At 60.9% G+C, this 25,536-nt stretch carries 19 protein-coding genes, 2 tRNA genes and 3 rRNA genes; 20 read left to right on the top strand and 4 right to left on the bottom strand.

Translation table 11 applies throughout. The annotated features are described in order from the left end of the window. The first annotated feature begins 88 nt into the window (after window positions 1–88). Both B0G77_RS25070 and B0G77_RS25065 read left to right on the top strand, forming a co-directional pair. Window positions 89–694, top strand: coding sequence for a hypothetical protein (locus tag B0G77_RS25070; protein ID WP_243751200.1), 606 nt, complete (start codon window positions 89–91; stop codon window positions 692–694). 707 nt (window positions 695–1,401) lie between these two features. Beyond that, window positions 1,402–1,668, top strand: coding sequence for an RNA-binding protein (locus B0G77_RS25065; protein ID WP_133664736.1), 267 nt, complete (start codon window positions 1,402–1,404; stop codon window positions 1,666–1,668). 76 nt (window positions 1,669–1,744) lie between these two features. Here B0G77_RS25065 and nadE read toward each other — a convergent pair whose 3' ends face one another. Next, the gene (nadE, locus tag B0G77_RS25060) at window positions 1,745–2,596 is read right to left on the bottom strand and encodes an ammonia-dependent NAD(+) synthetase (protein ID WP_133664735.1); all 852 of its coding nucleotides are present in this window, start codon (window positions 2,594–2,596) and stop codon (window positions 1,745–1,747) included. Between the two features lie 254 nt (window positions 2,597–2,850). Between nadE and B0G77_RS25055 the strand changes: the two genes are divergently transcribed. Then, window positions 2,851–3,870 carry a L,D-transpeptidase gene (locus tag B0G77_RS25055; protein WP_243751199.1) on the top strand — a complete coding sequence of 340 codons (1,020 nt, stop codon included), beginning with the start codon at window positions 2,851–2,853 and terminating at the stop codon, window positions 3,868–3,870. 36 nt (window positions 3,871–3,906) lie between these two features. Here the strand turns inward: B0G77_RS25055 and B0G77_RS25050 are convergent, their stop codons facing one another. Further along, window positions 3,907–4,788, bottom strand: a complete 882-nt coding sequence (locus B0G77_RS25050; RefSeq protein ID WP_133664734.1) for a DMT family transporter — start codon at window positions 4,786–4,788, stop codon at window positions 3,907–3,909. A gap of 116 nt (window positions 4,789–4,904) precedes the next feature. Then, window positions 4,905–6,461 (bottom strand): AarF/UbiB family protein, encoded by a 1,557-nt coding sequence (locus tag B0G77_RS25045; protein WP_133664733.1) that lies wholly within the window; start codon window positions 6,459–6,461, stop codon window positions 4,905–4,907. 152 nt (window positions 6,462–6,613) lie between these two features. On the opposite strand from B0G77_RS25045, the gene B0G77_RS25040 reads away from it, so the two are divergent. Beyond that, on the top strand, window positions 6,614–7,369 hold the full coding sequence (locus B0G77_RS25040; protein WP_133664732.1) for a DeoR/GlpR family DNA-binding transcription regulator: 756 nt from the start codon (window positions 6,614–6,616) through the stop codon (window positions 7,367–7,369). Window positions 7,370–7,382: 13 nt separating this feature from the next. On the opposite strand, the gene B0G77_RS25035 is transcribed toward B0G77_RS25040, so the two are convergent. Next, entirely contained in the window at window positions 7,383–8,492 is a 1,110-nt protein-coding gene (locus tag B0G77_RS25035; protein WP_166656344.1) for a 2-aminoethylphosphonate--pyruvate transaminase, read from the bottom strand. Between the two features lie 331 nt (window positions 8,493–8,823). On the opposite strand from B0G77_RS25035, the gene phnS reads away from it, so the two are divergent. From phnS to B0G77_RS24955, 16 genes are all read left to right on the top strand, one after another. Next, complete coding sequence (phnS, locus tag B0G77_RS25030) at window positions 8,824–9,912, top strand: 2-aminoethylphosphonate ABC transporter substrate-binding protein (protein ID WP_133664731.1); 1,089 nt, start codon at window positions 8,824–8,826, stop codon at window positions 9,910–9,912. A gap of 96 nt (window positions 9,913–10,008) precedes the next feature. Then, window positions 10,009–11,109, top strand: a complete 1,101-nt coding sequence (gene phnT / locus B0G77_RS25025; RefSeq protein WP_133664730.1) for a 2-aminoethylphosphonate ABC transport system ATP-binding subunit PhnT — start codon at window positions 10,009–10,011, stop codon at window positions 11,107–11,109. After that, window positions 11,087–12,016 (top strand): 2-aminoethylphosphonate ABC transporter permease subunit, encoded by a 930-nt coding sequence (locus tag B0G77_RS25020; RefSeq protein ID WP_133664729.1) that lies wholly within the window; start codon window positions 11,087–11,089, stop codon window positions 12,014–12,016. Before phnT ends, B0G77_RS25020 begins: the two co-directional genes overlap by 23 nt. Then, window positions 12,006–12,869 (top strand): 2-aminoethylphosphonate ABC transport system, membrane component PhnV, encoded by an 864-nt coding sequence (gene phnV / locus B0G77_RS25015; RefSeq protein ID WP_133664728.1) that lies wholly within the window; start codon window positions 12,006–12,008, stop codon window positions 12,867–12,869. Before B0G77_RS25020 ends, phnV begins: the two co-directional genes overlap by 11 nt. 75 nt (window positions 12,870–12,944) lie before the next feature. Further along, a complete protein-coding gene (locus tag B0G77_RS25010; protein ID WP_133664727.1) occupies window positions 12,945–13,691 on the top strand; it encodes a phosphonate utilization associated transcriptional regulator in 747 nt (248 codons plus the stop codon). A 22-nt stretch (window positions 13,692–13,713) separates the two neighbouring features. Continuing rightward, window positions 13,714–14,973: a phosphonoacetate hydrolase gene (gene phnA, locus B0G77_RS25005; protein ID WP_133664726.1), complete on the top strand. Its 1,260-nt coding sequence runs from the start codon at window positions 13,714–13,716 to the stop codon at window positions 14,971–14,973. Further along, on the top strand, window positions 14,970–16,424 hold the full coding sequence (gene phnY / locus B0G77_RS25000) for a phosphonoacetaldehyde dehydrogenase (RefSeq protein ID WP_133664725.1): 1,455 nt from the start codon (window positions 14,970–14,972) through the stop codon (window positions 16,422–16,424). The genes phnA and phnY overlap by 4 nt, the downstream gene beginning before the upstream one ends. 4 nt (window positions 16,425–16,428) lie before the next feature. Then, window positions 16,429–16,989: a phosphonate degradation HD-domain oxygenase gene (locus tag B0G77_RS24995; protein ID WP_133664724.1), complete on the top strand. Its 561-nt coding sequence runs from the start codon at window positions 16,429–16,431 to the stop codon at window positions 16,987–16,989. A 530-nt stretch (window positions 16,990–17,519) separates the two neighbouring features. Continuing rightward, window positions 17,520–19,050 (top strand): 16S ribosomal RNA (locus B0G77_RS24990). Window positions 19,051–19,115: 65 nt separating this feature from the next. Beyond that, window positions 19,116–19,192: transfer RNA gene (locus B0G77_RS24985), tRNA-Ile, on the top strand. A gap of 68 nt (window positions 19,193–19,260) precedes the next feature. Then, a tRNA-Ala gene (locus B0G77_RS24980) sits at window positions 19,261–19,336 on the top strand. 323 nt (window positions 19,337–19,659) lie between these two features. Beyond that, window positions 19,660–22,645: ribosomal RNA gene (locus tag B0G77_RS24975) — 23S ribosomal RNA — on the top strand. 214 nt (window positions 22,646–22,859) lie between these two features. Then, window positions 22,860–22,973, top strand: a 5S ribosomal RNA gene (rrf, locus tag B0G77_RS24970). Together the 16S, 23S and 5S rRNA genes with 2 tRNA genes alongside form the textbook arrangement of a ribosomal RNA operon. 199 nt (window positions 22,974–23,172) lie before the next feature. Then, window positions 23,173–23,559, top strand: coding sequence for a transposase (locus tag B0G77_RS24965; RefSeq protein WP_243750967.1), 387 nt, complete (start codon window positions 23,173–23,175; stop codon window positions 23,557–23,559). Then, window positions 23,556–23,891 carry an IS66 family insertion sequence element accessory protein TnpB gene (gene tnpB / locus B0G77_RS24960; RefSeq protein WP_133662130.1) on the top strand — a complete coding sequence of 112 codons (336 nt, stop codon included), beginning with the start codon at window positions 23,556–23,558 and terminating at the stop codon, window positions 23,889–23,891. Before B0G77_RS24965 ends, tnpB begins: the two co-directional genes overlap by 4 nt. Before the next feature lie 63 nt (window positions 23,892–23,954). Then, window positions 23,955–25,487, top strand: coding sequence for an IS66 family transposase (locus tag B0G77_RS24955; RefSeq protein WP_133662131.1), 1,533 nt, complete (start codon window positions 23,955–23,957; stop codon window positions 25,485–25,487). Window positions 25,488–25,536 lie beyond the last annotated feature (49 nt).

Raw genomic sequence — 25,536 nt, 5'->3', positions numbered from 1 at the left:
TCTGCGCGCCGACATTGAATGTGTTTTAATTGAACGCCGAATTCAACTACTCGCGCACCTAAGGGTGCGTCGTCGAATGAATGCAGGAATGGCAGTCGTTGGCCGCCCATCGGAGATCGCGGCGATCAGGATGATCCAGATCGAGGCGGCGGTTTTGGAGCCGCGCTGTACGGTAGCGCGTGTTGTTCGCATCGGCGCAATCGTCGCGTTCGGCGCAGGCGCCGCACTGCGCATCGGACAGGCGAGCGCTCAGGACGCCTCGATGCTCAACGAACGAGTCACTCAACAATCGGTGGCCGATACGATCTGTCGTCCCGGTTATGCCGACACGGTTTCGCCACCGCTCGACGAGATGATGGAGTACAAGGAGCGCCTGCTCGCGCAGTACGGCATCGATTCCAGCGAAGGTACACGCTACGCGCTTGACCGTCGCGTGCCTATCGTACTTGGAGGTTCTCCGGACGCGCCCGCCAACCTTGGCCTGTTACCTTGGGCGGGCCACCGCGGCGAACGCCGCAAGGAATTGCTGACTGCGAAGCTCAAGCGCTGCGTATGCGTTGGCCAGATCACGTTGAGCGAAGCACAGGCGGCCATAGCTGGCGACTGGCCCGCCGTGTACTCGCGGTTTGCGCGAACGTCATGCGACGCAGGCGGCGCAGAATCCGAAGCCAGCGGCAACGATAGCGGCTCATGATGTGGCTGCGTTCCTGTCCATTCGATACCGCGAATCTTGTCCCTGGCCTAAAGGGTCAGTGCTGCGAATGTAGAAACGGCGGACTGACTTACGCCAGCCCGCCGTCCCGGTTGTGACCGTTACGTGCTTGAATTGCCACTGCGCACGTAACAGCTTGCGAGGGCCGGTTGCGCCAGCGCGGCCGGCCCTTTCCCTCGCGTTCGCCCCCCGCCTCGGCGGCGGACGACGCCGGCATACGCGTGATGTGTATGCCGGCCGCCCCGTAAAACAACCGATATTGCCAGATCCCGTTGCGACCCTGTTTGGGAGTTTTCTAGGCGTGGCAAAAAATGTGTTTCCGCTATTTCTTCTGATGCTTAATCAGGTACAGTGCATTAATTGTTCCTTGTCCTTCCCCAACAAGGCGCGAGCCGGTCAATACAACGTTCCATTTTTTGATTTGGCCCGGATGCGTTGTCGCTGTTGAGTCTGGAAGGCGTTATACCCTTCAAGGCAAATTGTCGCATCGCGTTTTCAGCAGGTTCTGACTATCCTGACATCAGACGAAATGCACGGGAGATATTTGAAATGATTGCCTTTTATGTTTCGTTGGCTTTATTCGGAACGGCGATTATCGGGCACGTAGCGGCGAAAAACAGGAGTGAGCGCCGCCAGCCGGTGCGTGTGCGCCGCACTGAAGGTCGTATCCGGCAACAGTAGTCGCCGACGTGAACCTGACCGTCCGGAACATCCCCGCGTCGTGCACCGAGCAGGAAGTGCGCGAATTTCTGCGCAAGGAACTCGGACACTACGCTGTTGGCGTGGCGGTGTACGAGGCGGGGACGCCGAATGCATACGCGGTCGTCGAACTGGATGCGGACGAGCCTTACGTCGGCGAGGTGATTGCCCGTCACATGCAGGGGCTTCACCTGAAAGGCGCGTCGCTCGACGCGAGTTCGCCGCTTTTCGGCGACGAGCCGCCAGCGCGGCACTAGCACAAGGCATGTACCACGAAGCCCGGCAATGGGCGTTCGTCGTCGACCGCGATTTTCCGGAGCGCGCTCGCGGGCGCTAGTCGGCAACCGGCCAGTCAAACGGCGTGTAGGGCAACGCCCGCTTGTGACGCGTTGCGTCGTAGAAGCGGAACACTGCCTCGTACACGTTCTTGCTGACCGGTTTCCCCTCGAGAAAATCGTCGATGTGGTTATATGTAATGCCGTACGCATCCTCGTCGGGCCTTTGAGGACGCAACATCTCCAGGTCGGCAGTCGGAATCTTTTCCGCCATCGTTTCCGATGCGCCAAGCGCACGTGCCAGCGCACGCACGCGGCGCTTGTTGAGACCGGTCAACGGCAATACGTCTGCGCCGCCGTCTCCGAACTTCGTAAAGAACCCCATCACCGACTCGGCCGCGTGATCCGTGCCGATCACCACGCCTGAGCGTGCGCTCGCCACCGCGTACTGAGCAATCATCCGCTGCCGGGCCTTGACGTTGCCGTGGACGAAGTCCTGTTGCGCATGGTTTGCGAACTGCGTGCCGGCGGCATTCAGCGCGGCAAGCATCGCATCGGCGGCGGGTTTGATGTCGACGGTCAGCGTTTCGTCGGCGCGAATGAAAGCAAGCGATTGCTGTGCGTCCGCTTCGTCGTGCTGCGTGCCGTAGGGCAAGCGCATGGCTACAAACCGGCATGCGTAGCCCTCCCTGCGCAGACGTTCGACGGTCAACTGCGCCAGGCGCCCGGCAGTGGCCGAATCGACACCGCCGCTGATGCCGAGTACGTAAGTCTTCAAGCTGCTGGCGCGCAGATAGTCGGCGAGAAACGTGACGCGGCGATCGATTTCCCGGTGTGCGTCGAACTCCTGCGTCACATGCATCTCTTCGATGATGCGCCGCTGCCGTGCTGCCGGATCCTGGTGGATCATCGGTTTTTTCCTCTAGAAAGGGTCGCCCCGCTCGCAGTTCTTCCGCTTTGTCTGGTTTAATGGCACAAACTGTATGGAACTTGTCGTCCGAGATAAACCGGATTGAATCTGACGCAATGTTGAATGCCGGGTAATCAGGCTGCATTTTTCGGGTTTGAAAATGCTATTGCCGGTGCACCCGGTGAAAAACCTCCGGCCCGCGCCCGTGCAGGCCGGAGGCCGGTCAATCATAAGCGGGTTTGCTCGAAGACGTGATGAACAACAATAGGCGCCACGATCAGGCGCACAGAAACAGAGAGATTCCGGGATCTGCCACTTCACTGGGTGACGTCCACCTTGCCGTGCGGCGTAGATTGATTCATGGCGCGTTGAGCGTGGGCTTGTGCGCGCTCTCGTGTTCGACCGCGTTGGGTGCGGGCCCCGTAAAGACTTCGGATGCGGCAACCGCAGATGTCGGCTCCGCGTCGACGGTAGTTGCGACACCGGATGCCACGGGTGTCGTCGATCCGCGGCATGCGCTGTTGTTGCGCGATGCGTTCGCACGCCAGGTGACCCGCCGCCTGAAGGTGCCCGCAGCGGAGCAGGCCGCCTACGGCGCACGGCTGCAGACTGCGCTCACCACGAAGGATCTCGGCGGGCTGTCAGGCGAATATGTGGTGCTGGTCGACCGCAACGCCAACGTGCAGGCTCTTTTCATCTATTTCCGCGCGGCCCCGGCCGACAGGTGGCAGATGATTGGTGCGTCGCCGGTTGCGACCGGAAGACCGGGCGAGTTCGATCACTTCATCACGCCACTCGGCGTATTCGAACACACGCCGGACAACATGGATTTCCGCGCGGAAGGCACGATGAACCAGAACGGCATTCGCGGCTATGGCCAGCATGACATGCGCATTTTCGACCTGGGCTGGGCAGAAGGCGAGCGAGGGTGGGGCAAGGGCGGCTTCTCGCAGATGCGCTTCCAGATGCACGCGACCGATCCCGACCGGCTGGAACCGCTGCTTGGCATTCGCCACTCGAAGGGCTGTGTGCGGATTCCAGCGTCGCTCAACGTGTTTCTCGATCATCACGGCATTCTCGACGCCGAATACGAAGCGCTGGTGTCATCGGGCGATTCGCTATGGGTGCTGCATTCAGACCGTCAGGTCACCCCGTGGGCGGGACGCTACATCGTCGTAGTCGATTCGGAGCGTAAGTCGCGGCCCGCGTGGTCCCCCGCCCCGGGCGCGAAAGCTCATGCGAAGCTGCCTCCGGGCGGAGACAAGGCGGATTGATGCGGCAGGCATTGACTCATGTCGCCGCTGTCGCCTCTACCGGCGTCCCGAGCGGGCAAGCCAGACGCCCGCGAGCGCAGCGACGAAGCCGGCGACCTGAACCGGCAGCAGTCTTTCGCCGAAACCGAAATAGCCTTCGAGCGCGGCGAGCGGCGGCGCGAGAAAGAGCAGCGCCGTTGCACGGGACGCGTCGCCGCGCCGGACCATCCACACGAGCAGTGTCACGCTGACACCCGACAGCATCACGATCCCCCACGCGAGCGATGCCCACAATTGCGGCGACGGAATCCAGCGATGCTCGCCGAGAGCCAACGCGAGGATCGCGGCGACGATGGCTGCGCCGGAATTCTGGACGGCGCTGGCGCTGCGAATGTCGGCTTTCGCGAGCGAGGTCTTCTGGAACAATGTGCCTGCCGTTATCGCGACCACCGCGAGAACCGAAATGACAGCCACGAGCCAGGACGGCACGTTGCCGTGCGCTGTCGGCATGGCAGCAGCAGTGAGCTTCGGCTCGAGGACGAGCGCGACCCCGACCAGGCCGAGCGCCATTCCGGCCCAGCCCCGTCGCGACAGCCGCTCGCCGAAGAGCGGCGCCGCGACGGCGGCGGTCAGGAGCGGCTGCAGCGCGCCGAGCAGCGCCATGACACCGGCGCTTTGTCCCTGGGCGACGGCCCAGTAGCCTGCGCCCAGATAAACGCCCTGCAGCAGCGCGCCCGCAAAGAGGTGTTTGCCGAAATCTTGGCCAGTCGGCCACGCGGTTCGCGCGACAAGGGCGGCGATGGCGAACAGCAGCGCCGTTCCGCTGAAGCGCGCCAGCAGGAAGAGATTGGGATCGGCGAACGGAGTGATCGCCCGGGCGACGACAAACCCCGTCGACCACAGCACGACAAAGACAGCAGCGTTGAAAGTGGCAAGCATCGGACATCAGGCGGTCGGACCGCATACAAAAGGTCCGTAGTATTGCGCGGCGCCCGCGGGTGGGTCTTGTTCGAGCCTGCACTGCCGGCTCGTCGAGACGCGGTAACCCCGGATACCTATCGGAGCAGCAAGGCGGCGCCAAGCCCAAGCACGGCACCACACCCCGCGCATGCCCATAGCAGCCTGCGCGTACGGCGCGATTCGCGTTCGAGATCGATCGCGAGCTGGGCGTGCTGATGCTGGGCAGTCTGATCGTGCTGGTGCTGCAGGTAGCGCACCGCCAGTTGCGGCACGCGCGGCACGATGTGCGCGAGATGGGGTAACTCCTGCGAAATGCGCCGGATCCAGCCCCGGTGGCCAAGATCGCGTCGTGCGATATCGGCCAGTGCGGTCCGCGCGATATTCCACGTATCGACGCCCGGATGCAGTGCGCGTGCGAGCGCTTCAGCCTGTTCGAACGAACGTTGCGCGTTCGAAAGACGCACCGATACCGCGCCGTCGAACGGCTGGACCGCGTGCAACAGATGATGAAAAAGCGCGCCGGCTGAGCGTTGCTCAGGCTCGTCCGCGAAGTGGGCCTCGGCGCGGGTGCGCAGTTCGGCTTCGAGCATCTCGGTGCGCGTCGTGGGCGGCACGTGGCCGGTATTGCAATGGAGTGCGGCGAGGCGTCCATAGTCCCGCTCGAACAATGCGCTCGCGCCGTGCACGAAGAACTCGCGTTCCTGCGACGACAGGCTGGACATGATCGCGAAGTCCTCCAGCACGAGGCGACCCAGCGAGTCCGGCTCGATGCTCACGCGCACGCGCTCCGCATCGAGCGCCGCGTGAAAGAAACCGTGCTCGAAAGCCTGCTGCGCCACCACCTCGACGATGTGCGCCGCAAGCGTCGCAAGCTTGATGTGATGCGCGTGCAGCCCGACGATGTCAGCGCACGACAGCGTGTCGATTCTTTGCATGGTCAACGTGGTCGTCGTGCACAGGTCCCAGATCACGCTGGGCACGACGAGCCGCGCGTCACCGGTGAAGTGGTGGCCGGTCTGGCTCAGGTTGGCCGCTTCGGCGCGCAGGTCGAAGCGGCGCATCACGTCGTCGGTGAACGATTGCGCGAGCGCGCGCAGATTGAGACGTCGCGCCGTCCCTGACAGCTTTTCAAGCCAGCGTGCAACCCAGCGCAGCAGCGCCGCTTCGTCGCCGATCTGCTGGACGGCCGCGGCGCGCAGCAGCTTGATGGTGACGTTGTGATGGCCGTCGACCGGCTCGGCGAGACGCGCGACATGCGTCTGTTCGGCGAAGCCGTTGCGCACCGGCGTGAGGTCGATGGAGATGAAGAGGGCGGAGAGTGGCCGCCCGAAAGCGGCGCTCAAGGAACGTTCGACTTCCTGCGGTGGCAACGGCGCTTCGAGATGCTCGATGGCGTCAATGGCGTCGTGCAGGGTGCCCGCGGCGAGTTCGGGGTGTTCGGCGAGCGCCTCGGCGAACCCGCTCGCAAGCGGTCCGAGGCGCGGTAGCACACCGTGCAGGCTGGCGCGCGCACCGTCGGATTCATGCACGCGGATGGCGAGGGTCGCAATCCAGTGCAGCCTTTGGTGCTGCGGCGCTGCGAGCCAGAGAAGGCGTGCGCCGTAGCGCAGCGCGTGAAACAGCAACAGTAGTCGGCGAAACAGGGGAGGCATTGGCAGATCGTTCAGCTAGGCGCGCATCGATAGCTGCGGCAAGCGTTCAGGGTAGCAGGGAAGCGCACCGGATGGAGCGTTGCGGGCTGTCACGTACTACAATACGCCGGCCTTCCGAACTCACGCGTGCCGTCAGCCCGGCACCCACCGCGATGCTCGCAGAACAACGTCACCAGTACATCCTGTCGCAAGTCGCCAAAACCGGCGCGTTGTCCGTAGCTGAACTTGTCCGCGAACTGAACGTGTCGCGCGAAACCATTCGCCGCGATCTCAATACGCTCGCCGGACGAGGTCTGATTGTGACGACGCACGGTGGCGCATTGTCCAGTGAGCGGCGTGAGCCAGATCTCGACACCCGCGAGGCAGCCAACGCCGGCGCCAAGCGGGCAATCGGCGAGCGCGCCGCACAATTTGTGCCAGACGGCGCATCGGTCATCATTGATTCGGGCAGCACGACGCAAGCGGTCGCGCGGGCGCTCACCGACCGGCACAAGCTCACGATCTATACCAACGACTGGCGGATCGCCCTGTTATTGGGGCGGCGCAACGACAACCGCGTCACGCTGCTCGGAGGGGAACTGGCGGACCTTGAAGACGCCACCTTCGGTCTCGATACGGTGCAGCAATTGAGCCAGTATCACGCGGATTTCGCGTTTGTCGGCGCGGGCGGCATCTCGTCGGACGCCTGGCTCACGGACTACTCGCGCATGGCCGCTGAGGTACGCAGCCGGATGATCGCGGCGGCGGGCATGGTGGTCGTGGTCGCCGACAATTCGAAGTTCGGGCGTGTCACGCCTGTGCGCATCAATGGCTTCGAGACGGCTCGCTATCTGGTCACCGAACTCGCGCCGGATCGCGCGCTCGCGAAAGCCATCGCGGCGCGCGGTCCGGAAATACTGATCGCCTGATCGATCAACGCCTTTAGCGCACGCGCACGCCCAGTTTCTTCAGCGTTCGGTCGATCGCCGCGACGGCGTTGTGCAGTTCGTTCGCATCGATGGCGCCGATGCAGCCGACGCGGAACGTTTCCACCTGCGTAAGCTTGCCCGGATAAAGGACATAGCCCGCATCGCGCACGGCGGCGTAGAAGTCCGCGAACCGCCACGCGGGATCCTTCGGCGCATGGAAGGTGACGATCACCGGCGCCTGCACGTCGGCTTTCAGGAACGGCTCGAAGCCGAGCGCCATCATCTCCTGCACCAGCGTCCTGCAGTTCTCGGCGTAGCGCGCGCCGCGCGCCGGCTGGCCGCCTTCCGTGATGAAGCGGTCGAGCGCGTTGCGCAACGCGGCGACAACGTGCGTCGGCGGCGTGAAGCGCCACTGCGTCGTCTTCTGCATGTACACATATTGATCGTGCAGATCGAGGGCGAGAGAAGGCGAGCGTCCTTCGCTCGCTTCCAGCACGCTGCGCCGCACGATCACGAAGCCCATTCCGGGCACACCTTCGAGGCACTTGCCGCTTGCCGAAACGAGCGCATCGATGCCGCCCTTGCGCAGGTCGATCGGCAGCGCGCCGAACGAACTCATCGCATCCACAATCAGGCTCTTGCCATGACGCTGACACAGCGCGGCGATCTCGTCGAGCGGATTCACGAGGCCGGCGCTCGTTTCCAGATGGACCTGCGCGACGTGCGTGATCCGCGGGTTAAGGTTGAACGCGTCCTCGATCGCCGCCGCGCTGACTGGCTCGTCTTCGCGCAGAGCCAGTTCGATAACGGCAATCCCCATGCACTGCAGGATCCTGACGATGCGAGCGCAATACGCGCCGTTGTTCGGCACGAGTACGCAGCCGTTGCGCGGCACCAGCGTGCCGATGGTGGCTTCGACCGCGAACGTGCCGCTGCCCTGCATCGGGACACATACATAGTCATTTTCCCCATGTGCGATCTCGACCAGATCAGTACAGACTGTTTGCGTCATGCGGTTGAACGCCGCGTCCCACGAACCCCAGTCACGCAACATGGCCTGACGGGTTGCCGATGAGGTCGTCAGCGGCCCCGGTGTCAGCAGGATTGGATCGTTTCCAAGAATCACAGAACCTCCGTAGTCAGAAGATATGCACTGTGGCATGTGCAAGATGGTACGCATATTATTGGCGAATTGTGTCATTTTGTGGAATTCGTGAAAATAGTCATGCCGCTGTCACGGAAACCTGTGATTCTTGCCATGCCCTTTCGTGGCAAGGCACCGTGCGCCGGATCTGTCCGCAAGCTGGATGTCTCGCTGGAGAAGGAATCGCTGGATTGTCAGCAATCTGCAATCCGGTTTCAGCATCACAAGGGGCACGGCGTGAGCGCCGTTTTCAATCACAACTGGTATGGGGTTTTCCCGACCGTCTGGTTTTTGCCTTTCGGAGAGCGACATGACAACGAAGAACCATCTTCACGCGACAGCCGGCTTCGCCCGCAAACTGCTGCCGGCACTCGTGGCAGCAGCAGCGTTTGGCGGCGCGGCATTGCCCGCACATGCGGCCGACGCCGTGGTGCTGTACACGGCCGACGGTCTCGAGAACCTCTATAAGGACGTGCTGCCGGCGTTCGAAAAGAAGGAAGGCGTCAAGGTCAATATCGTCACAGCCGGTAGCGGCGAAGTAGTGAACCGCGCGACGATCGAAAAAGATGCGCCGAAGGCCGACGTGATCGTCACGCTGCCGCCGTTCATCCAGCAGGCAGCGCAGTCCGGTCTGCTGCAGCCGTACCAGAGCGTGAACTACAAGAACGTTCCGGCGATCGCAAAGGCAAACGGCGGCGAGTGGGCGACGTTCGTCAACAACTACTTCTCGTTCGCGATCAACCCGGAAGTGGTCAAGAATGAGCCGAAGACGTTCTCTGACCTGCTGCATCCGGACTACAGCGGCAAGGTTGCGTATTCGAACCCGGCGACGGCGGGCGACGGCATGGCCGTCATCATCCTGACGACGTCGCTGATGGGCGAAGACAAGGCGTTCGACTATCTGAAGAAGCTCGAGCAGAGCGCCAAGTTCCACACGAAGGGCACGGGCTACCTCGACGTGCTGCTCTCGCGTAACGAAATCTCGTTCGCGAACGGCGACCTGCAGATGGACCTCGACGATGCAGCAAACGGCGGCCTGTCGTTGAAGCCGATCTTCCTGTCGGTCGACGGCGGCCAGCCGACGACGTTCCAACTGCCGTACGCGATCGGTCTGATCAAGAATGGTCCGAACCAGGCGGAAGGCAAGAAGCTGATCGACTATCTGATGTCGACGGAAGTGCAGTCGAAGGTGCCGGACATCTTCGGTATCCCGGGCCGTACGGACGTGGCGCTGACCGGCAAGAACGGCGAGATCGTGAAGAAGGCGACGGCTGGCGTGAAGGTGATTCCGGTCGACTGGGACCATGTCATGGCGAAGAAGGCTGACTGGACGGCCCGCTGGAAGAGCGACGTGATTGGCAGTTCGGACAAGCAGCTCGAAGTCGTCAAGCCGAAGTAAGCAACTGGAATTAGCAGCCGAAGTTGCCAACCGAAGTTGGCAACCGAAGTTGGCAATACAAGCAACCAGTAGCAGCAACGTTGGAGGATGAACCCGGTGAATACGGCCAGTCTTGCTGATCGAGGCGCCCTCGGCGCCTCACCGGACGCGCTTGTCGACACGTGTCCGGACACGCCGCGCGGTGTACAGATCGACCATTTGACCGTGCGCTTCGGTTCGCGCACGGTGCTCGACGATCTGTCGCTGACGATCCAGCGCGGCGAATTGCTGACCGTGCTTGGACGCAGCGGTTGCGGCAAGACGACGCTGCTGCGTTTTATCGCCGGGTTCATCGAAGCGGATGGGCTGGCGGGCACGCTGACGGTCGCAGGGCGCGATCTCACGCATGTCCCGCCGCATAAACGCAATCTGGGCCTGCTGTTCCAGAGCTATGCGCTGTTTCCGCATCTGTCGGTGTTCGAGAACGTCGCGTTTGGCCTCAAGGCACGCCGCGCGCCCGCCAGGGACGTGGCGCGGCGCGTCGCGGATGCGCTCAAGCTCGTGCAGCTCGGCGATGCCGGTCATGTGATGCCGGCGCAACTGTCGGGCGGCATGCAGCAACGGGTCGCGCTTGCGCGCGCACTCGTCATTGAGCCCGATGTCCTGCTGCTCGACGAGCCGCTCTCGGCGCTCGACGCTAACCTGCGTGCGTCGGTGCGTTCCGAACTCAAGTCGCTGCATGAGCGTCTGCCGAATCTGACGATCGTTTGCGTGACCCATGATCAGGATGACGCGCTGGTGCTCTCCGATCGCACGCTGCTGATGCGCGAAGGCCGCATCGCGCAGCTCGGTACGCCACAGCAGTTGTACGACACCCCGAACGATGCATTCGTCGCGCGCTATCTTGGCGCGGCTAACCTGCTGCCGCCGCAGGTAGCGTTTCCGCTCGACGACGCGCGCTACAGCGAACGTGAGCGCGTCGCGTGCCTGCGCCCGGAGAGCATGCGCATCGTGCCGCTCGGCGAAGGGCAATTGCACGGCAAGATCGCTTCGGTCGAATGGTACGGCGCGGTGCTGTCGGTGTCGGTCGCGCTCGACGCGATGCCGAATGAGCCAGTTCTCGTCACTACGCAACGTGGCCAGGGCAAGATGCCCGAAAAGGGCGCGCGCGTTTCCTTGCGATATGAGGCAGACGATGTCGTCCTTATCAACCGGTAACACCCCTGACAGCCCCGAAGCGCATCGCACGAAGAGCGGTGCAGCGCATACGGCGGCTGTGCGGCGTCGCGAGCGCGCCGCGCAATGGCACCTGCTGTTCATTGCAATCGTCGTGCTTGGGCCGCTGGTGATTTATCCGCTCGCGCGGCTCGTGCTGCTGAGTCTGGCCGGAACGCACGGACTGAGCTTCAGTGCCTACTCGCACTTCTTCCACAATCCGGAAACGAGCGGCGTGATCGGCACGACGTTACTGATTCTCTTCGCCAGTGCGGGGCTTGCGTCGCTGCTGGGCGTGGGGCTCGCGTCGCTGCTCTTCTTCAAGCCGTTTCCGGGCGCGCGGATGGTGACCCGGTTCCTTGAGCTGTTCGTCGCGTTTCCGTCGTTCCTCGTCGCGTTCACGCTGATTTTTCTGTATGGCTCGCAAGGGTCGGTCAGCATCGGATTGCAGCGACTTTTTCATCTGGAGGCACCGCCGCTCAATTTCCTCTTCGGCATCGGTGGTGTGATTCTGGCTGAAGTCGTGTTTTACGCGCCGTTTGTCGTGCGCCCGACGCTCGCTTCGTTCGCGACGCTCGACATGCGTCTGATCGAGGCGGCGCGCAGTCTTGGCGCTCACGGCTGGATGGTCGCGTTCCGCGTGATCCTGCCGCTCGCATGGCCGGGCATTGCCGCGGGCACGATCCTCTGTTTTCTCCTGACGCTCAATGAGTTCGGCATTCTGCTGGTGCTGGGCAGCGCGCATCTGATCACGCTGCCGGTGGCGATTTACAGCGCAGCGACGGTCGACCTCGACTTGCCGACTGCGGCGGCGGGCGCCGTCGTGATGCTGGCGATGTCGCTGTCGCTGTATGCGCTGTACAGGCAGGTCAATCGACGCAAAGAGGGAGGCGCGCGCCATGGACGCTGAACTCGATCCGGTACCGTTGCCGGTCATCCATCATCGCGTACGTCCGGTGAAGCGCAGTCTGTTGACGCGCGTTGTGGGTTCCGTGCTGCTGGGCCTCGCCGCGCTGCTGTGTTTCTGGCTGTTCGTGCTGCCGGTAGGCGTGGTTGCGCTGTCGAGCGTGGCTGCCCACTGGTCGGGCACGATCCTGCCCGACGGCTTCAGCATGCGCTGGTTCGAACGTCTCGGTTCCAGCGATTTCGACGCGCTCACCACGAGTCTCGAGATCGGCTTCGGTGTCGCCGTGCTGGGCACCGCGCTTGGGCTGTGGCTCGCGCTGGCGCTGGAAGGGCGTGACCGCCGCGGTCTCGGCGCGCTCGTCGACACGATCGCGATGATGCCGAATGGCGTGCCTAGCGTCGTGCTCGGGCTTGCGGTGCTGATTGCGTATCACAAGGCGCCTGTGGATCTGTCGAGTTCGGCGGCGATCGTCGTGTTCGTGCAGCTCGCGCTGGTGTTGCCGTTCTGCTATCGCTGTGCCAGCGCCGCGCTGCGGCCCGAATTGACCGTGCTGCGTGAAGCGGCCGCGAGTCTGGGAGCGCCGCCATCGATGGTGCTGCGCCGGGTGGTGCTGCCGCAACTGCTTCCCGCGATACGCGCGAGCCTCGCGCTTGGCTTCGCGCTGTCGCTCGGCGAGCTGGGCGCCACGCTGACTGTTTATCCGCCGGGCTTTGCAACCGTGCCGATCGTTGTCGTCGGACAGGTCGAACGCGGTTACTACCTGCCGGCTTCCGCTCTTTCGCTGATTCTTTTGCTTGTCTCGCTCGCTGCGTTACTGCTGATCGCAGCGCGCGTCCCGCGTCGTCGCCTGGACTGACGGGGCGCTTCTGATGTTCCGGGTAGTGCGTCACCTAGGCGCACAACACATATCGATGTGGCAAAAAATGTCAGAATGACCGAAAATATGGAAAATGTCTCGGCTGATCCGATTGCTGTCGTTCGCAGGCATACGCTGACGGAACTGGTCCGCGACGAGATTGAGCGCCACATCGTAGAGGGGGCACTCGCTCCTGGCGACAAGCTCAATGAAGCCGACTGGGCCGCGCGTCTGGAGGTGTCGCGCGGGCCGGTGCGCGAGGCATTTCGCGCGCTGGAGCAGGCTGGTCTGGTGCGCACCGAGAAAAACCGTGGTGTGTTCGTGCGGATCGTGTCGCTTGCTGAGGCGGATGAGATCTATGCGGTCCGCGCGGTGCTTGAAGAGGCGGCGTGCCGGATGCTGGCGGCGCGCATCGACGCGGCGCAGCTTGCGAGGCTGCGGGTCCATGTCGATGCGATGCGTGCCGCGCTGGATGCGCAGAATCACGACGAGTACGCTCGCGCCAACGTCGCGTTTCACGATGCGGTCGTGGCGTCGGCGGGCAACGACAAGCTGTATGAGACGTACCGGCGGCTCGTCGGCGAACTGAGTCTGTTCCGGCGTGCAGCGCTCGTTGCGCACACCGACGCGATGGAGCGTTCGCTCAGCGAGCACCGCGCCATTCTAACCGCGCTTGCGTCGCGTGACGGCGATCACGCTGCCGCACTGATGCATGCGCATGTGAACGGCGGGCGGCAACGCGCGCACGACGCCTGTGAGCCGGCTGGGCAACGCTCTGTGCGTGAGACGTTGTCGGCCTCGACCGATGAAGAACGCGCGTAACCTACGCACATGGATGACTACGATGGCAAGCCAATCTGAACGCAGTATCGAAGTGAACGGCCGGGCATACCGCCTTCCGTCGACGCCGACCGTGGTCGTGTGCGTCGACGGTTGCGAGTACGACTATCTCGAAGCCGCGGTCGCAGCCGGCGTCGCGCCGTTCATCGGCAAGATGCTGCGCGGCGGCGCGGCGTTCAAGGGCGATTGCGTGATTCCGTCGTTCACGAACCCCAACAACCTGTCGATCGTGTGCGGCGTGCCGCCATCGGTGCATGGCATCTGCGGCAACTATTTCTGGGACCCGGATGCGAACGACGGCAAGGGGGCAGAAGTGATGATGAACGACCCCGTCTATCTGCGCGCCGGCACGTTGCTGGCTGCGGCGGCGGACGCAGGGGCGAGCGTCGCGGTCGTAACAGCCAAGGACAAGCTGCGCCGCCTGCTTGGCTGGCAGATGAAGGGTATCTGTTTTTCTGCCGAAAAGGCCGATGCCGTCACCTGCGAAGAAAACGGTATCGACGATGTGCTGGGTCTGGTCGGCCTGCCCGTGCCTGATGTGTACAGCGCCGGTCTGTCCGAGTTCGTGTTCGCCGCGGGCGTGCGCATGGCTGAAACACGCGAGCTCGACCTGATGTATCTGTCGACGACCGACTACGTGCAGCACAAGGCCGCGCCGGGCACCGAAGGCGCGAATGCGTTCTACGCGATGATGGATGGCTACCTCGCGCGACTCGACGAACTCGGCTGGGTGGTTGCGCTGACCGCCGATCACGGCATGAATGCGAAACACGATTCGAAGACGGGCGAGCCGAACGTGATCTACCTGCAGGATGTGCTCGACGAGTGGCTCGGCGCGCGCGCCGCACGCGTGATCCTGCCGATTACGGATCCCTACGTCGTTCATCATGGTGCGCTGGGTTCGTTTGCGACGATTTACCTGCCGCGCGAGGTGAGGGCTGCGCAGGTGATCGAACGTATCGGCGGTCTGTCCGGTATTGAGGTCGTGCTCGACAACAAGGCGGCGTGCGAGCGTTTCGAATTGCCGAACGACCGGGTCGGCGACATCGTCGTGATCAGCCGGCAGGATGTCGCGCTCGGCACGCGGCGCGATGAGCACGACCTCTCCGGTCTGACCGTGCCGCTGCGCTCGCACGGCGGTCTGTCGGAGCAGACGGTGCCGCTGATTTTCAATCGGCTGATCGATCGTGCGTCGACTGAGGGCAAGAGTCTGCGCAACTTCGACATCTTCGATCTCTCTCTGAACCACGTGGTGGTGTCATGAATGCGCCTGCTCACAAGGATCATCCTGCGTTTCGTGCTGAAGCGCTGCGTTTGAAGGGTGAGCGTGCGGTTCGCGAGCGTACGCTCGATGTGTTCGATCCTTACGCCGGGCTGCGGGTCGGCACGGTGCCCCTCGCCAGCGTCGATGATGTGCGAAGTGCGTTGACTTACGCGGCTGGGTATCAGCCGAAGCTGACGCGCTACGAGCGCTCGCAGATCCTCGAGCGCGCGGCGGCACTGTTGCGTGAGCGCATTGAGGAAGCGTCCGATCTGATCTCGCGCGAGTCGGGTCTGTCAAAACAGGATTCGCGCTACGAGATCGGGCGCGTTGCCGATGTGCTGAAGTTTTCGTCGATCGAAGCGTTGCGCGACGACGGTCAGAGTTTCTCCTGCGATCTTACGCCGCATGGCAGGAAGCGCCGCGTGTTCACGCAGCGCGAGCCGCTTGCTGGTGTGATCGTCGCCATCACGCCTTTCAACCATCCGATGAACCAGGTCGCGCACAAGGTTGCGCCTGCAATCGCAACGAATAATCGTGTGCTGCTGAAACCGTCGGAAAAAGTGCCTCTTTCCGCGTTCTACCTCGCGGATATTCTGTACGAAGCGGGTTTGCCCGAGCCAATGCTCCAGGTGTTGACCGGCGATCCACGCGAAATCGCCGACGAGCTGGTCACGAATCGGCTCGCGGAACTGGTGACGTTCACTGGCGGCGTCGCGATCGGCAAACAGATCGCAGCGAAGGCGGGCTACCGGCGCGTCGTGCTCGAGCTCGGCGGCAATGATCCTCTGATCGTGCTCGAAGATGCCGACCTCGAGCGCGCGGCAACGCTCGCGGTTCAGGGTTCGTACAAGAACTCCGGGCAGCGGTGTACCGCGGTCAAGCGAATGCTCGTGCAGAAAACCGTCGCGTCGCGCTTCACCGAGTTAGTGGTGGAAAAGACGCGAGCCTGGTCATACGGCGATCCGTTCGACGCCGCGAACCAGATGGGCACCGTCATCGACGAAGCCGCTGCGATGCTCTTCGAAGCGCGCGTCAATGAAGCGGTTGCACAGGGCGCCCGGCTTCTCGTGGGCAACGAGCGCAATGGCGCACTGTATGCGCCGACCGTCGTCGACCAGGTCGATCCGGCCATGACGCTCGTGCGCGAGGAAACCTTCGGTCCGGTGTCGCCGATCATCGTGTTCGACACGCTCGATGACGCTATCCGCATCAGTAATGGCACACCGATCGGGCTGTCGTCAGGCGTCTGCACCAACCGGCAGGACGCGATCATCCGCTTCGTCAATGAATTGCGCGTCGGGACGGTCAACGTGTGGGAAGTGCCGGGGTACCGCATCGAGCTGACGCCGTTCGGCGGCATCAAGGATTCGGGGCTTGGATATAAGGAAGGGGTGCAGGAAGCGATGAAGAGCTTCACCAACCTGAAGACGTTTTCACTACCGTGGGAGTGATGGAGTGGCTTTGAGTCTGGACGACATCCGTACGCTCTTCGAGCAACACGGCAACCTGGTTTATAGCGGCGAGCCGGTGACGCAACTTGAACATGCGCTGCAGAGCGGTGCGCTCGCTGAGGAGGAACGCGCAAGCGACGAGCTGGTCGCGGCGGCATTCCTGCATGACCTTGGGCATCTGCTGAACCGGCAGGGAGAAACGCCGACGGCGCGCGGCGTCGACGATCTTCACCAGTATTTCGTATCGCCTTTCCTGCGGGCGGTCTTGCCGGAAGCCGTATTGGAGCCGATCCGCTTGCACGTGGATGCAAAGCGCTGTCTGTGCGCGGTCGACGCAACGTACTATGGGCTGCTGTCGGCGGATTCGGTTCGCAGCCTGGAGTTGCAGGGCGGGAGCTACAGCCCGGATGAGGCGCAAGCTTTTCTGCAGAAGCCTTACGCGGAAGACGCCCTGCGCCTGCGCAAGTGGGACGACCGGGCGAAAGAAGCGAACCGATCGACGCCGGATATCGAGCACTATCTACGCGTCGTCGAGCGGGTGATGGAGAAGCAACTGCCTGTCTGACGCAGGCAGATTGCGTATTGCGCATCTGTGCCGTTTTGGGCGTCTCCGTTCGAAATCCATGCACAGCAAAATAACGCTTGCAAGGGTGCGGGAGGCTGGCTAGAATTCCGGTCTTTCGTGCTTTCGGAAGAAGGCGCGGGGAAGCGGGAAGCCAGGGTTGGCAAGGCTTTGCGAGGTGGTTGGCGGGCTGGGGTGGTTAAAGAAACCTGTTGACGACATAGCGGAAGTTCTTCATAATTTCGTTTCTCTGCTGCTGATGCAGCGACGCAGGGCGAGGCGGTACCGGAGGGTGGTCTGACCGGTGCGGCGCGCGACGCGGATCGATCTTTAAAAACTAACAGCCGATAAGTGTGGGCGCTTGATGGCGACGCGCTGGCGGGTCCTTTCTGGGCCTGTCAGGACAGGCGAAGGTATCAAGTCTCACACAGTAATGAAAGGAAGGTTTGGCCGTCGCGAGACGGCTGGATCATTCGTCAGTACGTTGAGTGAGCGACCGGTTGGTAAAACAACCGAAAAACAGTAACAGGTTTGAACTGAAGAGTTTGATCCTGGCTCAGATTGAACGCTGGCGGCATGCCTTACACATGCAAGTCGAACGGCAGCACGGGGGCAACCCTGGTGGCGAGTGGCGAACGGGTGAGTAATACATCGGAACGTGTCCTGGAGTGGGGGATAGCCCGGCGAAAGCCGGATTAATACCGCATACGCTCTGAGGAGGAAAGCGGGGGATCGCAAGACCTCGCGCTCAAGGGGCGGCCGATGGCAGATTAGCTGGTTGGTGGGGTAAAGGCCTACCAAGGCGACGATCTGTAGCTGGTCTGAGAGGACGACCAGCCACACTGGGACTGAGACACGGCCCAGACTCCTACGGGAGGCAGCAGTGGGGAATTTTGGACAATGGGGGCAACCCTGATCCAGCAATGCCGCGTGTGTGAAGAAGGCCTTCGGGTTGTAAAGCACTTTTGTCCGGAAAGAAAACCTCAGCCCTAATACGGCGGGGGGATGACGGTACCGGAAGAATAAGCACCGGCTAACTACGTGCCAGCAGCCGCGGTAATACGTAGGGTGCGAGCGTTAATCGGAATTACTGGGCGTAAAGCGTGCGCAGGCGGTTCGTTAAGACAGATGTGAAATCCCCGGGCTTAACCTGGGAACTGCATTTGTGACTGGCGGGCTAGAGTATGGCAGAGGGGGGTAGAATTCCACGTGTAGCAGTGAAATGCGTAGAGATGTGGAGGAATACCGATGGCGAAGGCAGCCCCCTGGGCCAATACTGACGCTCATGCACGAAAGCGTGGGGAGCAAACAGGATTAGATACCCTGGTAGTCCACGCCCTAAACGATGTCAACTAGTTGTCGGGTCTTCATTGACTTGGTAACGTAGCTAACGCGTGAAGTTGACCGCCTGGGGAGTACGGTCGCAAGATTAAAACTCAAAGGAATTGACGGGGACCCGCACAAGCGGTGGATGATGTGGATTAATTCGATGCAACGCGAAAAACCTTACCTACCCTTGACATGGACGGAGCCTGGCTGAAAGGCCGGGGTGCTCGAAAGAGAACCGTCGCACAGGTGCTGCATGGCTGTCGTCAGCTCGTGTCGTGAGATGTTGGGTTAAGTCCCGCAACGAGCGCAACCCTTGTCCCTAGTTGCTACGCAAGAGCACTCTAGGGAGACTGCCGGTGACAAACCGGAGGAAGGTGGGGATGACGTCAAGTCCTCATGGCCCTTATGGGTAGGGCTTCACACGTCATACAATGGTCGGAACAGAGGGCTGCCAACCCGTGAGGGGGAGCCAATCCCAGAAAACCGATCGTAGTCCGGATCGCAGTCTGCAACTCGACTGCGTGAAGCTGGAATCGCTAGTAATCGCGGATCAGCATGCCGCGGTGAATACGTTCCCGGGTCTTGTACACACCGCCCGTCACACCATGGGAGTGGGTTTTACCAGAAGTGGCTAGTCTAACCGCAAGGAGGACGGTCACCACGGTAGGATTCATGACTGGGGTGAAGTCGTAACAAGGTAGCCGTATCGGAAGGTGCGGCTGGATCACCTCCTTTCTCGAGCCAACACGTGTTCAACGTTGAGCGCTCACGCTTATCGGCTGTGAAAAAGACAGACTCAGGGGTCTGTAGCTCAGTCGGTTAGAGCACCGTCTTGATAAGGCGGGGGTCGATGGTTCGAATCCATCCAGACCCACCATTGTCTGCGGTGGCTGATCGGTGCACCCCTGGGGTAGCGGATGCGCACAGCGGTGTGCGTGCATGACTGGGGGATTAGCTCAGCTGGGAGAGCACCTGCTTTGCAAGCAGGGGGTCGTCGGTTCGATCCCGTCATCCTCCACCAATCCTCAATGCGCAGTGTTCTGCCGGCGGTATGCGGTGCAGAGCGTTTTGCATTGGCGATTGAGCCAGTCAGAGTGATAGGTGATCGGTGATCATGCTATCGGCTGTCGTTCTTTAACAATCAGGAAGAAGTAGTAAAGAGATTCACGAAAGGGTGCCTCGAGATGGGTGTCCGAGTAGGTGAATCAGGGTTGTGATTGTATCGATGTATTTTAAAGGTGATCGAAAGATTGCTTTGGAATACGGCGCAACACGAATACTCAACCTGTAATGTGTGTGAGGACACGGTCCCCGTCGGGGCCCGGGAAGACACACTCGTTATAGGGTCAAGCGAACAAGTGCATGTGGTGGATGCCTTGGCGATCACAGGCGATGAAGGACGCGGTAGCCTGCGAAAAGCTTCGGGGAGCTGGCAAACGAGCTTTGATCCGAAGATGTCCGAATGGGGAAACCCACCTCTTTTGAGGTATCCATGGCTGAATACATAGGCCATGTGAAGCGAACGCGGTGAACTGAAACATCTAAGTAACCGCAGGAAAAGAAATCAACCGAGATTCCCAGAGTAGTGGCGAGCGAAATGGGAGCAGCCTGTACTCTTTATCTTTGTTGTTAGCCGAACGCTCTGGAAAGTGCGGCCATAGCAGGTGATAGCCCTGTAGGCGAAAACAGCGAGGAAGAACTGGGTGTACGAGAAGTAGGGCGGGACACGTGAAATCCTGTCTGAAGATGGGGGGACCATCCTCCAAGGCTAAATACTCGTGATCGACCGATAGTGAACCAGTACCGTGAGGGAAAGGCGAAAAGAACCCCGGGAGGGGAGTGAAACAGATCCTGAAACCGCATGCATACAAACAGTCGGAGCCCCGCTTTAAGCGCTTTGGGCGCGCTCACGAAGTGAGTGCGTCAAAAGACATCGAGTCTGAAACAGGACAGCTGCGCGCTTAGGGCGGATTTAAGCGCGAGAGCGCTTAAAGCGGGGTGACGGCGTACCTTTTGTATAATGGGTCAGCGACTTACATTCAGTGGCAAGCTTAACCGATTAGGGCAGGCGTAGCGAAAGCGAGTCCGAACAGGGCGTTCAGTCGCTGGGTGTAGACCCGAAACCAGGTGATCTATCCATGGCCAGGATGAAGGTGCGGTAACACGTACTGGAGGTCCGAACCCACTAACGTTGAAAAGTTAGGGGATGAGCTGTGGATAGGGGTGAAAGGCTAAACAAACCTGGAAATAGCTGGTTCTCTCCGAAAACTATTTAGGTAGTGCCTCGTGTATCACCTTCGGGGGTAGAGCACTGTCATGGTTGAAGGGTCCATTGCGGATTACTTCGCCATAGCAAACTCCGAATACCGAAGAGTGCAATCACGGGAGACAGACATCGGGTGCTAACGTCCGGTGTCAAGAGGGAAACAACCCAGACCGCCAGCTAAGGTCCCCAAATATTGCTAAGTGGGAAACGAAGTGGGAAGGCTAAAACAGTCAGGAGGTTGGCTTAGAAGCAGCCACCCTTTAAAGAAAGCGTAATAGCTCACTGATCGAGTCGTCCTGCGCGGAAGATGTAACGGGGCTAAGCAATATACCGAAGCTGCGGATGCACAGCAATGTGCATGGTAGGAGAGCGTTCCGTAAGCCTGCGAAGGTGCACTGGAAAGTGTGCTGGAGGTATCGGAAGTGCGAATGCTGACATGAGTAGCGATAAAGGGGGTGAAAGGCCCCCTCGCCGTAAGCCCAAGGTTTCCTACGCAACGTTCATCGGCGTAGGGTGAGTCGGCCCCTAAGGCGAGGCAGAAATGCGTAGCTGATGGGAAGCAGATTAATATTTCTGCACCATTGTGAAATGCGATGGGGGGACGGATCGCGGAAGGTTGTCCGGGTGTTGGAAGTCCCGGTTCCTGTGTTGGAGAAGGCGCTTTGGCAAATCCGGGCGCGTAATTCAAGGGCATGGGACGAGCCGCTTAGGCGGCGAAGCAACTGGAAGGGGTTCCAGGAAAAGCCTCTAAGCTTCAGTTTCACGATGACCGTACCGCAAACCGACACAGGTGGGCGAGATGAGTATTCTAAGGCGCTTGAGAGAACTCGGGAGAAGGAACTCGGCAAATTGGTACCGTAACTTCGGGATAAGGTACGCCCCGGTAGCTTGACTGGCCTGCGCCAGAAGGGTGAAGGGGTTGCAATAAACTGGTGGCTGCGACTGTTTAATAAAAACACAGCACTCTGCAAACACGAAAGTGGACGTATAGGGTGTGACGCCTGCCCGGTGCCGGAAGATTAAATGATGGGGTGCAAGCTCTTGATTGAAGTCCCGGTAAACGGCGGCCGTAACTATAACGGTCCTAAGGTAGCGAAATTCCTTGTCGGGTAAGTTCCGACCTGCACGAATGGCGTAACGATGGCCACACTGTCTCCTCCCGAGACTCAGCGAAGTTGAAGTGTTTGTGATGATGCAATCTCCCCGCGGCTAGACGGAAAGACCCCATGAACCTTTACTGTAGCTTTGCATTGGACTTTGAACCGGTCTGTGTAGGATAGGTGGGAGGCTATGAAGCGTGAACGCCAGTTTGCGTGGAGCCGTCCTTGAAATACCACCCTGGCTTGTTTGAGGTTCTAACCTTGGCCCGTGATCCGGGTCGGGGACAGTGCATGGTAGGCAGTTTGACTGGGGCGGTCTCCTCCCAAAGTGTAACGGAGGAGTACGAAGGTACGCTAGGTACGGTCGGAAATCGTGCTGATAGTGCAATGGCATAAGCGTGCTTAACTGCGAGACCGACAAGTCGAGCAGGTGCGAAAGCAGGTCATAGTGATCCGGTGGTTCTGTATGGAAGGGCCATCGCTCAACGGATAAAAGGTACTCTGGGGATAACAGGCTGATACCGCCCAAGAGTTCATATCGACGGCGGTGTTTGGCACCTCGATGTCGGCTCATCTCATCCTGGGGCTGTAGCCGGTCCCAAGGGTATGGCTGTTCGCCATTTAAAGAGGTACGTGAGCTGGGTTTAAAACGTCGTGAGACAGTTTGGTCCCTATCTGCCGTGGGCGCTGGATATTTGAAGGGGGCTGCTCCTAGTACGAGAGGACCGGAGTGGACGAACCTCTGGTGTACCGGTTGTCACGCCAGTGGCATCGCCGGGTAGCTATGTTCGGAAGAGATAACCGCTGAAAGCATCTAAGCGGGAAACTCGCCTTAAGATGAGATATCCCCGGGGCTTCGAGCCCCTTGAAGGGTCGTTCAAGACCAGGACGTTGATAGGTCAGGTGTGGAAGCGCAGTAATGCGTTAAGCTAACTGATACTAATTGCCCGTAAGGCTTGATCCTATAACCAGTGTGTTTTGTGTCGATCAATGTTAGCGCTTCAGCGCTTACAGTGATCCCACCCCCGAAGGGGGTAACGCGCTCAGGTTGAGACCGGTGTTGTGCCCGACACATCACAGCCCGCATCCCGCTGATGAGCCATCATCGGCAACTACTTCTTCCCGATTGGTTGTGCTGCCCCGGGCCCAGAACCCCCGCAGCGCGACAACAAGTCATGCCTGATGACCATAGCGTGTCGGTACCACCCCTTCCCATCCCGAACAGGACCGTGAAACGACTCCACGCCGATGATAGTGCGGATTGCCCGTGTGAAAGTAGGTAATCGTCAGGCTCCCCTGCAGCACCAGAAACCCCACCCCGAAAAGGTGGGGTTTCTGCGTTTACACACCCTGCCCGCAGCAGCAGTGCATACGGCACCATGCAGCGTCGCGGCCGCTGTATCGTAAGCGCCCGGCCATGTCACCTTGAACCGGCGGGTCATGAAAGCGACGATCGTGTCCACCTATTTTTTTAATGGACACGTGTACGCTATGAACGAAAATGAAGTGGGTTCTGAAGTGGTGCAGCCGAGGCGGCGCCGTCGGCACAGCAAGGAGTTCAAGGAGAAGGTGATTCGTGCGGCGATGCAGCCGAATGTGTCAATCGCTGCGGTCGCGCTGCATTACCAGTTGAATGCGAATTTGTTGCGCCGATGGGTGGCTGCACAGGAGGAACAGGACCTCGCACGTGAGGCGCGCCAGTCGATGAGCGTGCCGCCGGCGGAGTTCGTTCCGCTGCAACTGCAGGCGCCGGGCGCGGTGCCCGCTTCGACGGAGATTCAGATCGAGGTGCGCCGGGGAGCGGCGACCGTCATGGTGCGCTGGCCGCTTTGTGCCGCAGCCGATTGCGCCGCCTGGTTGCAAGGGTGGCTGCGATGATCCGCATCGAGGCGATCTGGCTGGCGACGGAGCCCATCGATATGCGCGCCGGCATCGACACGGTCCTGGCGCGTGTGGTCAAGGTGTTCGGCGCGGCACGTCCGCACCACGCCTACCTGTTCGCCAATAAGCATTCGACGCGCATGAAGGTACTGGTGTACGACGGGTTCGGTATCTGGTTGGCTGCGCGTCGCCTGAACAAGGGGCGGTTCATCTGGACGAATGGGGACCAGGCGATCGCCACCGCGCTCAATCCCGAGCAGTTGCGAGCGCTCGTGACCGGACTACCGTGGCAGACGCTCACACACGATCACGCGATTACGGTCGTGTAATACCCCCAAAGACGTAAACTGGCTTGCTTGCCGCAGCGGGTTGGGTTCTGGCAGACTGGCCCCATGAACCTGCCCGCCAACCTCGACGCTCTGAGCCCCGACGAACTGCGCACACTGGCTGCGCAGTTGATGGCTCAGGTCGGCGAGAACGAGCGGGAACTGCGCTACCGTAAGACGCGCATCGACCAGCTCACACACGAGATTGCCGTGCTCAGGCGTCTGCATTTCGGCAAGCGCAGCGAGCAGCTCAACGCCGAGCAACTGAGTCTGCTCAATGAGGCGATCGATGCCGATCTGGCAGCACTCGAAATCGAACTTGAGCAGTTGCAGCCGGATACACCACCGGATAAGCAACGACAGAAGCCCAGGCGCACACCGCTGCCTCCGCACTTGCCGCGCACCGACATCCACCATGAACCCGACGACAAGACGTGCTCCTGCGGTTGCCAGCGAGTGCGTATCGGCGAGGACGTCAGCGAGAAGCTGGACTATACGCCGGGCGTGTTCACGGTCGAGCGGCACATTCGCGGCAAGTGGGCCTGCAAGGCGTGCGAAACGCTGATTCAGGCGCCTGTTCCGCCTCATGTGATCGACAAGGGCATCCCTACCGCCGGCTTGCTCGCGCAAGTGCTGGTCGCCAAATACGGCGATCACTTGCCGCTGTACCGTCAGGAACGCATCTTCGAACGCGCGGGTCTTGCAATTCCCCAATCAACGCTTGGCGAGTGGGTTGGCGTTTGCGGCGTGCGGTTGCAGCCGCTAGTCGACGCGCTGCGCGACGAGCTTCTGCAACAGGGTGTGCTGCACGCCGATGAGACGCCGGTGCAAATGCTGGTTCCCGGTAAAGGAAAAACGCAACGCGCCTATGTATGGGCGTATGCCACCACGCAGTTCGCCGACGTGCGCGCAGTGGTCTATGAATTCGCGGATAGCCGTGCTGGCGAACATGCTCGCACGTTCCTCGGCAAATGGCGTGGCAAGCTGGTGTGTGATGATTACAGCGCCTATAAAGCCGGATTCGAGCTGGGCATCACTGAAATCGGCTGCGCGGCACATGCCAGGAGGAAGTTCTTCGAACTGTACGCCAACCACAAGAGCCAGATCGCGGAACAGGCCCTGAAATACTTCGTCGCGCTATACGACGTCGAGCGCGACGTTGCAGACCTGAAGCCCGATCGAAGATGTATCGAGCGCCAAGAGCGAGCGCGACCCATTGCCGATGCATTGCATGCCTGGATGACCGGTCAGCGCAAACTGGTCTCCGAGGGATCGGCGATCGCCAGGGCACTCGACTACAGCCTCAAGCGATGGGACGCGCTTACACGCTACCTGGTCGATGGGCATGTGCCCATCGACAACAACTGGCTGGAAAATCAGATTCGTCCATGGGCCCTGGGAAGGGCGAACTGGCTCTTCGCGGGCTCTTTGCGTGCGGGCCAACGTGCAGCCGCGATTATGAGCCTGATTCGATCAGCGCAGCTCAACGGCCATGATCCATACGTCTACCTGAAAGACGTACTGAATCGCTTGCCAACGCATCGCGCCGACCACATCGCTCAGCTACTGCCTCATCGCTGGGCGCCGATCACCGCCTGATCGCTGTAGGCACTCCCCAGGGTGCCATTGCCGGGCGCTTACAACGCAT

Origin of the sequence: Paraburkholderia sp. BL10I2N1 (assembly GCF_004361815.1) — a bacterium.
Classification (GTDB): Bacteria; Pseudomonadota; Gammaproteobacteria; order Burkholderiales; family Burkholderiaceae; genus Paraburkholderia.
This window is presented reverse-complemented; position numbering and strand designations above follow the sequence as displayed.